The 13137-nt window shown below is 64.3% G+C and carries 13 protein-coding genes; 7 read left to right on the forward strand and 6 right to left on the reverse strand.

Annotated features, from left to right (window positions below; translation table 11 throughout):
• Positions 1-244: 244 nt before the first annotated feature.
• Entirely contained in the window at positions 245-1261 is a 1017-nt protein-coding gene (locus G559_RS0117780; protein WP_028629534.1) for an AraC family transcriptional regulator, read from the reverse strand.
• Positions 1262-1380: 119 nt separating this feature from the next.
• Here G559_RS0117780 and G559_RS0117785 point away from each other — a divergent pair, with 119 nt between their 5' ends.
• Positions 1381-2304, forward strand: a complete 924-nt coding sequence (locus tag G559_RS0117785) for an SdiA-regulated domain-containing protein (RefSeq protein ID WP_028629535.1) — start codon at positions 1381-1383, stop codon at positions 2302-2304.
• Here G559_RS0117785 and G559_RS0117790 read toward each other — a convergent pair whose 3' ends face one another.
• The gene (locus G559_RS0117790; RefSeq protein WP_028629536.1) at positions 2305-2637 is read right to left on the reverse strand and encodes a YegP family protein; all 333 of its coding nucleotides are present in this window, start codon (positions 2635-2637) and stop codon (positions 2305-2307) included. It lies immediately after the preceding gene.
• Between the two features lie 90 nt (positions 2638-2727).
• Positions 2728-3399: a ribose-5-phosphate isomerase RpiA gene (gene rpiA / locus G559_RS0117795; RefSeq protein ID WP_028629537.1), complete on the reverse strand. Its 672-nt coding sequence runs from the start codon at positions 3397-3399 to the stop codon at positions 2728-2730.
• 142 nt (positions 3400-3541) lie between these two features.
• Between rpiA and ilvA the strand changes: the two genes are divergently transcribed.
• From ilvA to G559_RS0117810, 3 genes are all read left to right on the forward strand, one after another.
• On the forward strand, positions 3542-5056 hold the full coding sequence (gene ilvA, locus G559_RS0117800) for a threonine ammonia-lyase, biosynthetic (protein ID WP_028629538.1): 1515 nt from the start codon (positions 3542-3544) through the stop codon (positions 5054-5056).
• A 75-nt stretch (positions 5057-5131) separates the two neighbouring features.
• Complete coding sequence (locus G559_RS0117805; protein ID WP_028629539.1) at positions 5132-5590, forward strand: DUF2269 family protein; 459 nt, start codon at positions 5132-5134, stop codon at positions 5588-5590.
• 19 nt (positions 5591-5609) lie between these two features.
• Positions 5610-6077 carry a DUF2269 domain-containing protein gene (locus G559_RS0117810; RefSeq protein ID WP_028629540.1) on the forward strand — a complete coding sequence of 156 codons (468 nt, stop codon included), beginning with the start codon at positions 5610-5612 and terminating at the stop codon, positions 6075-6077.
• Here G559_RS0117810 and G559_RS0117815 read toward each other — a convergent pair.
• Positions 6074-6730, reverse strand: a complete 657-nt coding sequence (locus tag G559_RS0117815) for a histidinol-phosphatase (protein WP_028629541.1) — start codon at positions 6728-6730, stop codon at positions 6074-6076. The two genes, G559_RS0117810 and G559_RS0117815, sit on opposite strands and share 4 nt — an antisense overlap.
• Before the next feature lie 145 nt (positions 6731-6875).
• On the opposite strand from G559_RS0117815, the gene G559_RS0117820 reads away from it, so the two are divergent.
• The 3 genes from G559_RS0117820 (at position 6876) to G559_RS0117830 (ending at position 10773) form a co-directional block, all read left to right on the forward strand.
• On the forward strand, positions 6876-7355 hold the full coding sequence (locus G559_RS0117820) for an RNA pyrophosphohydrolase (protein WP_028629542.1): 480 nt from the start codon (positions 6876-6878) through the stop codon (positions 7353-7355).
• A gap of 22 nt (positions 7356-7377) precedes the next feature.
• Complete coding sequence (ptsP, locus tag G559_RS0117825; RefSeq protein WP_028629543.1) at positions 7378-9657, forward strand: phosphoenolpyruvate--protein phosphotransferase; 2280 nt, start codon at positions 7378-7380, stop codon at positions 9655-9657.
• An 81-nt stretch (positions 9658-9738) separates the two neighbouring features.
• Positions 9739-10773, forward strand: a complete 1035-nt coding sequence (locus G559_RS0117830; RefSeq protein ID WP_028629544.1) for a sensor domain-containing diguanylate cyclase — start codon at positions 9739-9741, stop codon at positions 10771-10773.
• Positions 10774-10831: 58 nt separating this feature from the next.
• On the opposite strand, the gene G559_RS0117835 is transcribed toward G559_RS0117830, so the two are convergent.
• Complete coding sequence (locus tag G559_RS0117835) at positions 10832-12103, reverse strand: dihydroorotase (protein WP_028629545.1); 1272 nt, start codon at positions 12101-12103, stop codon at positions 10832-10834.
• Positions 12103-13110, reverse strand: a complete 1008-nt coding sequence (locus G559_RS0117840) for an aspartate carbamoyltransferase catalytic subunit (RefSeq protein ID WP_028629546.1) — start codon at positions 13108-13110, stop codon at positions 12103-12105. The genes G559_RS0117835 and G559_RS0117840 overlap by 1 nt, the downstream gene beginning before the upstream one ends.
• Between the last annotated feature and the right edge of the window lie 27 nt (positions 13111-13137).

Raw genomic sequence — 13137 nt, forward strand, 5'->3', positions numbered from 1 at the left:
AGCAGGCCGAAGGTCTGCCCTGCAGGGTCAGCCGGGACAGCTGCGCTGTCCTTGGTGAGTGAATTCGCTATGTCTGCATGACGAGTTGCAAGCAGCTGCATTGCCCGTAGGAGCTGGCTTGCCAGCGAATGGCCCGGTTTCGCTGGCAAGCCAGCTCCTACAAGGCTCTCGGCCCGCTGGCAAATCTCTCGCAACAGCTAACGCAGACATAGCTAATGAATTCGGCCCTACAAGATGAGTGGGCCTAGCGCCGATACAGGCTCGGCGTCTGCCCGCTCCAGCGCTGGAAGGCATGGCGGAAGCTCGCGGTTTCGCTGTAGCCGAGTTGCTCGGCGATCAGGTAGATCGGCAGGTCGGTCTGCACCAGCAGTTGGCGCGCCTTGTCGTAGCGCACTTCGTCCAGCAGGCGCTGGAAGCTGGTGTTCAGCTGCTGTAGGTGGCGTCGCAGGGTGCGTTCAGAGCGGTGCAACTGGCGCGCCACGCTATCCAGGTCGCAGGCTTCACGCAGATTGCCGGCCAGGTGTTGGCGAATCTGGTCGAGCACGTCGTGGCGGCTGTTGAGCTGAGCGTTCAGTTTCAGGCACTGCTGCATGCCGTAGTGGCAGGTCACCGGGTCACTCAGTGGCAAGGTCCGATCCAGCAGGACCGCGTCGAAACACAGGGCATTGCGAGAGGCGCCGAACTCTATCGGGCAGCCGAGCATTTTTTCGTAGCTCGCGGCGTGCAGGGGCGGTCGATAGGCCAGGCAGACCCGCGTCGGATGGATGCCTTCGCCAAGCAGGTCCTGCACTACGGTGAGGAGCGAGGTCAGGCAGAGTTCGCTGTTGAACACCGTCAGCTCTGGCGCGTAGCGATAGCCGCTGGCCGCCAGGCATGCCTCGTCGCCGTCCACGTCCAGGCTCAGCTTGAAGTAGGTGCCCAGCAGCGCTGGATGGCCGAGCGCCAGGGTGAGGGCGTCGCGCAGCGTGCGGCTGGCGAGCATGGTGTAGCCAAGCATGCCGTAGGCCGAAACATGCATGCGCAGGCCGAGGGACAAGCCCAGCGCCGGGTCCCGCGTGCAGGCCAGGGCGTTGGCGAAGACGCGTAATTCCTGGGCGTGGCTGATGAGCTTTTCGGGGGTGTCGAGGTCCGCGCAGGCGACACCGCTGCCGTCCAGCAGGCGCGCACGATCGATGCCGCTGCTAGCCAGGGTGGCCACGGCCAGGGCGATGGTGTGCAACGTGGTGAGTGCGCGCTCTTCCGGTAGCAGCGAGGTGGCCATGTCCGTCCCCTTTTGTAACGCCCGCTACATCTAGTTCGCGGGCTTTAAGCTTCAATTCAGGTAGTAGTCCCGTGCGCTCTGTATCCTTCGGCGCGTCCTGAACCCCAGAGTCCTGATCAATGCGCTCACTCCTGACCCCGTGGCGGCTGGTTGCCGCTGTTCTGCTCCTGCTGCTGGTGCTGCTTGGTGTTGCCGCCCAGCAGTTCCGACTCTTCGAGCGGGGTCTGTTCGTCCTGCAAGAATGGCGCCACGCCTCCGAATGGCGGGAGCGCTCCATCTGGCTGCCGGACTACCGGGTGGCCATCGAGGCCAAGCCTATCGAGGGGCTTTCGGACGACGTCTCAGCCCTGACCTACGATCCGGACCGCCATAGCCTCTTCACGGTCACCAACCAGCGACCGGAACTCATCGAGCTGTCCCTGGACGGGAACCTGATCCGCCGCATCCCACTGGTAGGGTTCGGCGACCCGGAGGCCATCGAGTACATCAGCAAGGGTGTCTACGTGATTACCGACGAACGCCTGCAACGCCTCATCAAGGTGCGCGTCGACGAGGGCACCACCACCATTGATGCCAGCGAGTCCCAGCAGCTTTCATTGGGCATCGGATTGTCCGGCAACAAGGGCTTTGAGGGCTTGGCCTACGATTCCATCGGGCAGCGCCTGTTCGTGGCCAAGGAGCGCGACCCGGTGCAAATCTACGAGATCCACGGCTTCCCCCATACCAATTCGGACAAGCCGTTCGCGGTGCATGTGGTGGACGATCCAAAGCGCGATGCCCGCCTTTTCGTGCGCGACCTTTCCAGCCTGCAATACGATGAGCGCAGCGGCCACTTGCTGGCGCTGTCGGACGAGTCGCGGCTGGTACTGGAGCTGAATGCCGATGGGCGCCCAATCAGTACGCTGTCGCTGCTGCGCGGCATGCACGGCCTGCAGCGGTCGGTGCCCCAGGCCGAAGGGGTTGCCATGGACAACGATGGCAACCTCTACCTGGTCAGCGAACCGAACCTCTTCTACGCGTTCCGCAAACAGGCCGGCGACTGATCAGCTCTCGTCGTTGAGGGCGGCATCCGGGGCGTTGTTCTTCACCGAGTCGATGCCTGCGCTGGCGCTGGCGGCACTGGCGTACATCTGGCTCTGGCCGACGACCTGGCCGTTGGTGGCCTTGAGCACGAAGTAGAACTTGCCGTTGCTGGCAGTCTTGCTTTCGAAGGCCCCCTCACGAACCGCGTTCTTGCGCACTGATTCGATGCCGTTCAAGGCAGAATCCTTGGCCTTGTACAGTTCGCTGGTGAGGATGGTCTCGCCGTTGCCGGCGTTGAGATTGAAGTGGAACTGGCCATCATTGGCCTTCTTCAGGTGGAATTTCCCGGCCATGGGGCGTCTCCTGATCCGGTGGCTGTGGACGGCGCCGAAGGGCGCCGTAGCCAACAAATCTAGACGGTTTCCCGCAGACCGGGAGGCGGCTCAGGCAGTGAGGCTCTTCACGCCATCCTTGGTGCCGAGCAGCAGCAGGTCCGCCGGGCGGGCGGCGAACAGGCCGTTGGTGACCACGCCGACGATGTTGTTGATCTGCTCTTCCAGCTTTACCGGGCTGTCGATCTGCAGGTTGTACACGTCGAGGATGATGTTGCCGTTGTCGGTCAGCACACCTTCACGGTAGACCGGATCGCCACCCAGCTTCACCAGCTGGCGGGCGACATGGCTGCGGGCCATGGGGATGACTTCCACCGGCAGTGGGAAAGCGCCGAGCAGCGGAACCAGCTTGCTCTCGTCGGCGATGCAGATGAAGGTCTTGGCCACTGCGGCAACGATCTTCTCGCGGGTCAGTGCGGCGCCGCCGCCCTTGATCAGTTCGAGGCGCTCGTTGCTCTCGTCGGCGCCATCGACATAGAACTCGAGGTCGCTGACGCTGTTCAGGTCGTACACCGGGATGCCATGGCCCTTCAGGCGCTGGGCGGTGGCTTCGGAGCTGGCGACTGCACCGTCGAAGGCCATCTTGTGTCGGGCCAGCAGGTCGATGAAAAAGTTGGCGGTGGAGCCGGTGCCGACGCCGACGATGCTCTTCTCATCGAGCTTGGGGAGGATGAAGTCGATGGCGGCCTGGGCGACGGCCTGCTTGAGCTGGTCCTGGGTCATGCTGTGGAGGTCCGGTTGGGGGAGAGTCGAAGGCGCGAATTATAGCCGGTCGGTGGGGCAAAACCCCGCATTCTCTGTGGTCGCCCGACGAATCCCTGCGGTAGACTCGCGGCTTCCGTGAAGCGCCCGCCAGTGAAGCCCGATGCTCGAAGAATACGTGAAGAAGACCCTGACCTCGCGCGTCTACGACGTCGCCGTGGAAACCCCGCTGCAGTCTGCCCGCCAGCTCACCGAGCGCCTGGGCAACCAGATTCTCCTCAAGCGCGAGGACCTGCAGCCGGTCTATTCCTTCAAGATCCGCGGGGCTTACAACAAGATGGCCCAGTTGACCCCCGAGGAACTGGCCCGCGGCGTGGTCACCGCATCGGCCGGCAACCATGCCCAGGGCGTGGCCCTGGCGGCTCGTGAACTGGGCATCAAGGCCACTATCGTGATGCCGCGCACCACTCCGGAGCTGAAAGTGCAGGGCGTACGCGCCCGCGGCGGCAAGGTGGTGCTGCATGGCGATGCCTTCCCCGACGCCCTGGCCCATTCGCTGAAACTGGTGGAGGAGAAGGGCTACGTCTACATCCACCCCTACGATGACCCGGAAGTGATCGCTGGCCAGGGCACCGTGGCCATGGAAATCCTCCGCCAGCACCCGGGGCGTCTGGACGCCATCTTCGTGCCGGTGGGTGGTGGTGGACTGGTGGCCGGCATTGCCGCCTTCGTCAAATACCTGCGCCCCGAGGTGAAGGTGATCGGCGTCGAGCCGGACGATTCCAACTGCCTGCAGGCCGCCATGGCCGCTGGTGAACGCGTCGTGCTCAGTCAGGTCGGGCTGTTTGCCGATGGCGTTGCCGTTGCGCAAATCGGCCAGCACACCTTCGACATCTGCAAACAGTACGTGGATGAAGTGATCACCGTCAGCACGGACGAGATCTGCGCGGCAATCAAGGATATCTACGACGATACCCGCTCCATCACCGAGCCCGCCGGCGCGCTCGCCGTTGCCGGGATCAAGCGCTATGTGGAGCGCGAAGGCGTGCGTGACCAGACCCTGGTAGCCATCGACTCCGGCGCCAACATCAACTTCGACCGCCTGCGTCACGTGGCCGAGCGCGCCGAACTGGGCGAGAAGCGCGAAGCCATTATCGCTGTGACCATCCCCGAGCGACCGGGCAGCTTCAAGGCCTTCTGCGAGGCCATTGGCAAGCGCCAGATCACCGAATTCAACTACCGCTACAACACCGACGCCGAGGCGCACATCTTCGTTGGCGTGCAGACTCACCCGGAAACCGACCCACGCGCGGTGCTGGTGGAGACTCTGCGCGGCCAGGGCTTCCCGGTGCTGGACCTGACCGACAACGAACTGGCCAAGCTGCATATCCGCCACATGGTCGGCGGCCATGCGGTACGCATCAGTGACGAGATGGTGTTCCGCTTCGAGTTCCCCGAGCGTCCAGGCGCGCTTTTCAACTTCCTCAACAAACTCGGCGGGCGCTGGAACATCACGATGTTCCACTACCGCAACCACGGTGCTGCCGACGGCCGCGTCGTCGCTGGCTTGCAGGTGCCGCTCGAGGAGCGTTCCCTGGTGCATGCCGCACTGGACGAGATCGGCTACCCCTATTGGGATGAGAGCGACAACCCGGCCTATCAACTCTTCCTCGGCTGAGACTGGCGCTGGGGCGCAGGAACGGGCTGCTGCTAGGCTTTCTGGCAGCCGCTCATGCTGACAAGGACCTGTTCCATGGAAAACTACCTTCTGTTCCGCATTCTCCACGGCCTGGCCACGCTGCTGTTCTTCGGTGGCCTGGCAGGGCTGGCCTGGTATGGCTGGCGCAGCTTCCGCTCCGGCGACTCCGCGCTGATCGGCCTGAGCCTGCGACGCATTTTGCTGATCGGCGTGCCGCTGCTGATCCTTGCTGCGGTTTCCCTGCCGGTCAGTGGCTGGTGGATGGTCAACTTGGCCGGACTGCCGTTGGGCCAGGCCTGGCTGCTGGGTGGGGCCATCCTCTATCTGTTTGGTTGCATTGCCTGGCTTCTGCTGTTCGGTCGCGTCGCGCGGCTGCGTGAGCAGGCCCTGGCCGAAGGGGGCGCGGCGTCGGCCGCAGTGCAGCGCAGCCTCAAGTTCGGCGCAGCCTATGGCCTGATCGGCCTGTTGCTGTTCTTGTCCGTGCTGGCGTTGATGCTGGCCAAGCCGCTCTGATGCGGTGCTCGCTCCGGGTATGACCCTCTATTTCCTGCTCAAGACCGCCCATGGCCTGCTGGCTGCCGTGCTGCTCGGTACGGCATTGGCTGGGCTGTTCTTCGCTTTTCGTGCGTGGAAAAGCGGTGAACTTCAGCAGTTAGCTGCCACCTTCGCCTCGCTGGTGAGGTTGGAGATCTGGTTCATCGGCAGCTCTGCCGTATTGCTGCCGTTGAGTGGCCTGGCCCTTGCCAAGGTGGGGGGCTGGCCCATGGGGCAGCTCTGGCTGCTTTGGAGTGCCGGGCTTTACCTGTTGGCGGCACTCTGCTGGCTGCCGCTGCTGTGGCTGCAGGTGCGCATCCGCAATCTGGCGCGCCGGGCGTTGCGAGACGGCGAACCCATCGCCTCGCAGGTTGCTGGCCATGTGGCATTGCGCTGCTGGCTGGCGATCGTGGCGCTGGTACTGCTGGTGGCGGTCTACGTGTTGATGGTGGTCAAGCCGCTCTAGCCGCGCAGGGACATCACAGGCCAGCCGCGTCGTTCGGCTTCGGCGCGTAGCTTCTGGTCCGGGTCCACGGCGACCGGATAGGTCACCTGCTCCAGCAGCGGCAGGTCGTTCAGCGAGTCGCTATAGAAGCAGCTGTCATCCAGATTGAGACGGTTCTCTGTGAGCCAGCGTGCCAGGCGGGTTACCTTGCCTTCGCGAAAGCAGGGCACGTCGGTGGTGCGCCCGGTGTAGCGGCCTTCGGCCATTTCGCACTCGGTGGCCAGCAGGGTTTCGACGCCCAGGCGCTGGGCGATGGGGGCGGTGACGAAGCGGTTGGTGGCCGTGATGATCAGCAGCTTGTCGCCAGCGGCGCGGTGCTCGGCCAGAAGGGCTTCGGCCTTGGGCAGGATGATGGGTTCGATGCAGTCGCGCATGAACTCGCGGTGCCACTGGTCGAGTTGGGCCATTTCGGTGCGGCCGAGGATTTCCAGGCTGAAGTTCAGGTAGTCCTGGATATTCAGGCGGCCAGCCAGGTAGTCCTGATAGAACTCATCGTTACGCGCCTTGTAGGCAATTCCGTCGAGGATGCCGCGCTCGCACAGGTAGTCGCCCCAGGCATGGTCGCTGTCACCGGCCAGCAGTGTGTTATCGAGGTCGAATAGAGCCAGGCGCACGTCGTGGTTCCTTACTGCAGAGCTTCGGAGGGCGGCCAGAATAGCTGCTTTCGCAGGGGCTGCCCATTGCGCGAAAGGCTCGCATTGCTGCGTTTGCGGCCTTTATGGAACAATGCCGGAACATGCGTTTGCGAGGTTGAGTGCCGTGATCGATTCCGATGGTTTTCGCCCAAATGTCGGCATCATTCTCGCCAATGATGTCGGGCAGGTGCTTTGGGCCCGGCGTATCAATCAGGATGCTTGGCAGTTCCCGCAAGGCGGGATCAATCCGCGGGAGACGCCTGAAGAGGCTCTTTTCCGGGAATTGAACGAAGAAGTTGGCCTGGAAGAGCAGGATGTGAAGATTCTTGCCTGCACTCGCGGCTGGTTGCGCTATCGTCTGCCCCAACGCCTGGTGCGCACCAACAGCCAACCGCTGTGCATCGGCCAGAAACAGAAGTGGTTCCTGCTGCGTTTGCAGTCGGACGAGAACAAGGTACGGATGGACCTGACCGGCAAGCCCGAGTTCGATGGCTGGCGCTGGGTCAGTTACTGGTACCCGTTGGGTCAGGTGGTGACCTTCAAGCGTGAAGTCTATCGCCGAGCCCTCAAGGAACTAGCACCGCGCCTCCTGGCGCAAGACTGACCCGGAGAAAGGCTGCCTAGCCATGCTCAACACGCTGCGCAAGATCGTCCAGGAAGTGAACGCCGCCAAGGATCTGAAGGCGGCGTTGGCGATCATTGTGCAACGGGTCAAGGAGGCCATGGGCAGCCAGGTCTGCTCGGTCTACCTGCTGGACCCGGAGACCAACCGTTTCGTGCTCATGGCCACCGAAGGCCTGAACAAACGCTCCATTGGCAAGGTCAGCATGGCCCCCAACGAAGGCCTCGTCGGCCTGGTGGGCACCCGTGAAGAGCCGCTGAACCTCGAGCACGCCGCCGATCACCCCCGCTACCGTTACTTCGCCGAAACCGGTGAAGAGCGCTTCGCCTCCTTCCTTGGCGCGCCGATCATCCACCACCGCCGGGTGATGGGCGTCCTGGTGGTGCAGCAAAAGGAGCGACGCCAGTTCGACGAGGGCGAGGAAGCCTTCCTCGTCACCATGAGCGCGCAGCTCGCTGGTGTTATCGCCCATGCCGAGGCCACCGGTTCCATCCGCGGCTTGGGACGCCAGGGCAAGGGCATTCAGGAAACCAAGTTTGTCGGTGTGCCGGGTGCTCCTGGCGCTGCCGTGGGCAAGGCCGTGGTGGTGCTGCCGCCAGCGGACCTGGAAGTTGTGCCCGACCGAACGGTCGATGACATCGAAGCCGAGGTCGAGCGCTTCAAGCAGGCCTTGGAGGCGGTGCGCGAAGACATGCGCCGGCTATCCAGCAAGCTGGAAACCCAGTTGCGCCCGGAAGAGCGCGCGCTCTTCGATGTTTACCTGATGATGCTCGACGACGCCTCCATCGGCATGGAGGTCAAGCGCGTGATCCGCACCGGCCAGTGGGCCCAGGGTGCGTTGCGCCAGGTGGTGATGGAGCACGTCACCCGCTTCGAGCTGATGGACGACGCCTACCTGCGCGAGCGTGCTTCCGACGTCAAGGACCTCGGTCGCCGGCTGCTCGCGTACCTGCAGGAGGAGCGCAAACAGAACCTGGTCTACCAGGAGAACACCATCCTGGTGAGCGAGGAGCTGTCACCGGCCATGCTCGGCGAAGTGCCGGAAGGCAAGCTGGTGGGGTTGGTGTCGGTACTGGGTTCGGGCAACTCCCATGTCGCCATCCTCGCCCGCGCCATGGGTATCCCAACTGTGATGGGTGTGGTCGACCTGCCGTATTCCAAGGTCGACGGCATCGAAATGATCGTCGACGGCTACCACGGCGAAGTCTTCACCAACCCCTCGACCGAGCTGCGCAAGCAGTACAGCGACGTGGTGGAGGAGGATCGCCAGCTGGTCAAGGGCCTGGAGGCATTGCGCAGCCTGCCCTGTGAAACCCTCGACGGTTATCGCATGCCTCTCTGGGTCAACACCGGCCTGCTCGCCGACGTCACCCGCGCCCAGGAGCGCGGTGCCGAGGGCGTAGGCCTGTACCGCACCGAAGTGCCGTTCATGATCAACGAGCGCTTCCCCAGCGAAAAGGAGCAGCTTGCCATCTACCGCGAGCAGCTCGCCGCTTTCCATCCGCTGCCTGTGACCATGCGTACCCTGGATATCGGCGGAGACAAGGCGTTGTCCTATTTCCCGATCAAGGAAAGCAACCCTTTCCTCGGCTGGCGCGGCATCCGCGTTACCCTCGACCACCCGGAAATCTTCCTGGTCCAGGTGCGTGCCATGCTCAAGGCAAGCGAAGGCCTGGACAACCTGCGCATCCTGCTGCCGATGATCTCCGGCACCCGTGAGCTGGAGGAGGCCTTGCACCTGATCCACCGAGCCTGGGGCGAAGTGCGCGACGAAGGCGTGGACATTCCCATGCCACCGATTGGCGTGATGATCGAGATCCCCGCTGCCGTCTATCAGACCAAGGAGTTGGGACGCCAGGTGGACTTCCTTTCGGTGGGCTCCAACGACCTGACCCAATACCTGCTGGCGGTTGATCGCAACAACCCGCGCGTGGCTGACCTTTACGACTACCTGCACCCGGCGGTGCTCCAGGCGTTGAAGAAGGTGGTGGATGACGCGCACGCCGAGGGCAAGCCGGTGAGCATTTGTGGCGAGATGGCCGGTGATCCGGCGGCTGCCGTGCTGCTGTTGGCCATGGGTTTCGACAGCCTGTCGATGAACGCTACCAACCTGCCGAAAGTGAAGTGGTTGCTGCGCCAGGTCACCATGAGCAAGGCCAGGGAATTGCTGGCGCAACTGATGGCCATCGACAACCCGCAAGTTATCCACAGCTCGTTGCATCTCGCCCTGCGCAACCTGGGCCTCGGTCGGGTGATCAATCCGGCGTCGACCATTCAGGCCTGAGGCCAGGACGCACGCGTTTGCAGTGCGCGGGCCACGGCCCGCACAGAGGTCCCAACCGGGTCGCTGACCCGCAGGAAGCTTATGGACAAGCTCGAGCCCCTCGACCACTGCTACGGCACCACCCGCGAAGAGATCGAGCGCACCCTGCGCTTCGCCCTGGATATCGTCAGCGATGGTATCTGGGACTGGAATATCCGCACCAACCACGTCAAGCGCAGTCCCGGCTGGTACTCCATGCTCGGCTATCCCCCGGACAGCTTGCCGGAGGATGTGGATACGTGGAAATCGGTGATTCATCCCGGCGATTTCGAGCGGGTGATGCGCAACTTCCAGGCCTACCTGGACGGCGCAAGCCTGATCTATGCCGAGGACTACCGCTGCCGCTGCCGTGATGGCAGCTATCTGTGGGTCAGCGATCACGGGCGCTTCGTCGAGTTCGACGAGACGGGCAAGCCGACGCGGATGATCGGCGCCCACCGGAATATCCACCGGCGCAAGATGGCTACCCTGGAATTGCAGCGCAAGAACGACGAGCTCCTGGACCTCAATCGCACGCTGGAGGCCCTGGTGGACGCGCGAACCGAGGCGCTGCGCCAGGCCAATGAAGCGCTGGCCCTGCAGGTGGCGACGGCTGTGCGTCTCAGCGAGACGGACCCCCTGACCCAGATTTCCAATCGCCGACACTTCGAACGCAACCTCCACAGCGAGTGGCAGCGTTTCCAGCGCCATGGGCATGTCACGGCGTTGCTGATGTTCGATCTGGATCACTTCAAGCGCATCAACGACAACCATGGCCACCAGATCGGTGATCGTGCCCTGGTTGCCGTCAGCCGCACCGTGCGCGCGGCGCTGCGGGAGGAGGACTGCTTTGCCCGTTGGGGCGGCGAGGAGTTCATCGCCCTCTTGCCAGACACAGACCTGGGCGCGGCGCTGCATCTGGCGGAGCGCCTGCGGCTGCTGGTGGGGAGCGCTGATCCGGGGCTGCCGTCAGGGCTGACCGCCAGTTTCTCGGTGGCCGCCATGCAGGCCGGGGAAGGTATCGAGTCCCTGCTCAAGCGCCTGGATGATGGTCTCTACCGTGCCAAGCAGCGGCGAAACTGCATCGAGTCGTGCTGACTCACTCATGCGCATAAGAAACAGCCCGCAGGGTAGCGGGCTGTTTCGTGTAGCGGGATCAGGCCTGGAAGATGACCCGGCCGTCCACCAGGGTGCAGCGCACCTTGCCCGGCAGGCAGTGGCCGATGAAGGGGCAGTTGTCGCCCTTGGAGTTCCAGGTTTCCCCGGCCAGGGTCGAGGCCTGGGGATCGAACAGCACCACATCCGCCGGGGCACCCACGGCCAGTCGGCCGGCAGGCAGGCGCAGGCTGCGGGCCGGGCCGGCGGTGAGGCGGGCGAGCAGGGTGGGCAGGTCGAGCAGGCCATCCTGAACCAGGGTCATGGCCAGTGGCAGCAGCAGTTCCACGCTGCTGATGCCAGGCTCGGTGGCGCCGAAGGGTGCGAGCTTGGCATCCGGCTCGTGGGGCTGGTGATGACTGGCGATGGCGGAGATCACGCCGCTCTTCACGGCTTCACGCAGGCCGTCGCGGTCGGCTCGGGTACGCAGCGGCGGTTGCACGTGGTAGAGGCTGGAGAAATCGATCAGCGCCTCATCGGTCAGGATCAACTGGTACATGGCCACGTCGGCGGTCACCGGCAGGCCCCGGGCCTGGGCCTGGGCGATCATCTCGGCGCCACGGGCACTGGTGATCTGGCTGAAGTGGGCACGCACACCGCTCTGTTCCACCAGCAGCAGGTCGCGGGCGAGGGCCACGGTCTCGGCGGTTTCCGGAATGCCGGCCAGGCCGAGGAAGCTGGCGGTAGGGCCCTCATGGGCCAGGCCGCCCTCGGCCAGGGAAGCGTCCTGGGAGTGGAAGACCACGGTCAGGTCGAAGGTAGCCGCGTATTCCAGCGCGCGGCGCTGGACGCGGTTGCTGGCGAAGGTGGCCAGGCCATTGCCAAAGGCCACGCAGCCCACGTCGCGCAGGGCCACCAGCTCGGATAGCTGCTCACCAGCCAGGCCCTTGGTCAGGGCGCCAATGGGGAAGACCTTGGCGTGGCCGGCTTCCTGGGCGCGGTCGAGGATCAGCTCGGCGACGGCGGGCGTGTCCAGCACGGGGCGGGTCAGGGGTGGGCAGCAGAGGCTGGTCACGCCTCCACTGACGGCGGCCAGGGTTTCGCTGGCGATATTGCCCTTGCGGCTGTAGCCGGGTTCGCGCAGGGCGACGGACAGGTCCACCAGGCCGGGCGCGGCCACGAGGCCCTTGGCGTCGAGGGTCTTGTCCGCCTCGAAGTTCGCTGGAGCCTGGCCGATGGCGGCGACCTTGCCACTTTCGAGGAAGAGGTCGGTGACCTGATCGTGGCCGCTGGCCGGGTCGATCAGGCGAGCGCCGAGGATATGGGTACGCATCAGTTCAGCTCCTCGGCTTCCTGGTTCATTTGGCGTTGCGCGGCCTGGCCGCTCATCGCCATGGAGAGCACCGCCATGCGCACGGCGATGCCGTAGGTGACCTGGTTGAGGATCACGGACTGGGCACCGTCAGCCACTGCGGACTCGATTTCCACGCCACGGTTGATCGGGCCGGGGTGCATGACGATGGCATCCGGTTTGGCCAGGGCAAGGCGCTGGGTACTCAGGCCGTAGAGCTTGTAGAACTCACCTTCGCTGGGCAGCAGGCCGCCCTGCATGCGTTCGCGCTGCAGGCGCAGCATGATCACCACGTCCACATCCTTCAGGCCTTCGGCGAGGTCGGTGTAGACCTTAACGCCGTACTGCTCGACGCCTACGGGGATCAGGGTCTTCGGCCCGATCACGCGGATGTCCGGGCAGCCCAGCGTGCGCAGGGCGAGCATGTTCGAGCGGGCCACGCGCGAGTGCAGGACGTCGCCGACGATGGCCACCGAGAGGTTCTCGAAGCTGCCCTTGTGGCGACGGATGGTGAGCATGTCGAGCATGCCCTGGGTCGGATGTGCGTGGCGGCCATCACCACCGTTGATGATGGCCACGTCCGGGCACACGTGCTCGGCGATGAAGTGGGCGGCGCCGGAGTCGGCATGGCGCACCACGAACATGTCGGCAGCCATCGCCTCCAGGTTGCGCAGGGTGTCGAACAGCGTCTCGCCCTTGCTGGTGGAGGAGGTGGAGACGTTGAGGGTGATGACGTCGGCGGACAGGCGTTGTGCCGCCAGCTCGAAGGTGGTGCGGGTGCGGGTGGAGTTCTCGAAGAACACGTTGCACACCGTCTTGCCGCGCAGCAGCGGGACTTTCTTCACCGCACGGGCGCCGACTTCGAGGAAGGAGTCGGCGGTGTCGAGGATTTCCGTCAGCAGCTCGCGGGGCAGACCGTCGAGCGAGAGGAAGTGGCGCAGCTGGCCCTGGTCGTTGAGCTGCAGCGGGCGCTTGGCGTCTGTCGGCATGGGGCAGGCCCTGAAAGGTTACGAGAA

Source organism: Metapseudomonas resinovorans DSM 21078 (genome assembly GCF_000423545.1).
GTDB classification, from domain to species: Bacteria; Pseudomonadota; Gammaproteobacteria; order Pseudomonadales; family Pseudomonadaceae; genus Metapseudomonas; species Metapseudomonas resinovorans.

What these genes read in the sequence shown, in the direction of transcription:
- G559_RS0117780 (WP_028629534.1), bottom strand. Translation starts at nt 1,261, where the DNA reads ATGGCCACCTCGCTGCTACCGGAAGAGCGCGCACTCACCACGTTGCAC.
- G559_RS0117785 (WP_028629535.1), top strand. Translation starts at nt 1,381, where the DNA reads ATGCGCTCACTCCTGACCCCGTGGCGGCTGGTTGCCGCTGTTCTGCTC.
- G559_RS0117790 (WP_028629536.1), bottom strand. Translation starts at nt 2,637, where the DNA reads ATGGCCGGGAAATTCCACCTGAAGAAGGCCAATGATGGCCAGTTCCAC.
- rpiA (WP_028629537.1), bottom strand. Translation starts at nt 3,399, where the DNA reads ATGACCCAGGACCAGCTCAAGCAGGCCGTCGCCCAGGCCGCCATCGAC.
- ilvA (WP_028629538.1), top strand. Translation starts at nt 3,542, where the DNA reads ATGCTCGAAGAATACGTGAAGAAGACCCTGACCTCGCGCGTCTACGAC.
- G559_RS0117805 (WP_028629539.1), top strand. Translation starts at nt 5,132, where the DNA reads ATGGAAAACTACCTTCTGTTCCGCATTCTCCACGGCCTGGCCACGCTG.
- G559_RS0117810 (WP_028629540.1), top strand. Translation starts at nt 5,610, where the DNA reads ATGACCCTCTATTTCCTGCTCAAGACCGCCCATGGCCTGCTGGCTGCC.
- ptsP (WP_028629543.1), top strand. Translation starts at nt 7,378, where the DNA reads ATGCTCAACACGCTGCGCAAGATCGTCCAGGAAGTGAACGCCGCCAAG.
- G559_RS0117830 (WP_028629544.1), top strand. Translation starts at nt 9,739, where the DNA reads ATGGACAAGCTCGAGCCCCTCGACCACTGCTACGGCACCACCCGCGAA.
- G559_RS0117835 (WP_028629545.1), bottom strand. Translation starts at nt 12,103, where the DNA reads ATGCGTACCCATATCCTCGGCGCTCGCCTGATCGACCCGGCCAGCGGC.
- G559_RS0117840 (WP_028629546.1), bottom strand. Translation starts at nt 13,110, where the DNA reads ATGCCGACAGACGCCAAGCGCCCGCTGCAGCTCAACGACCAGGGCCAG.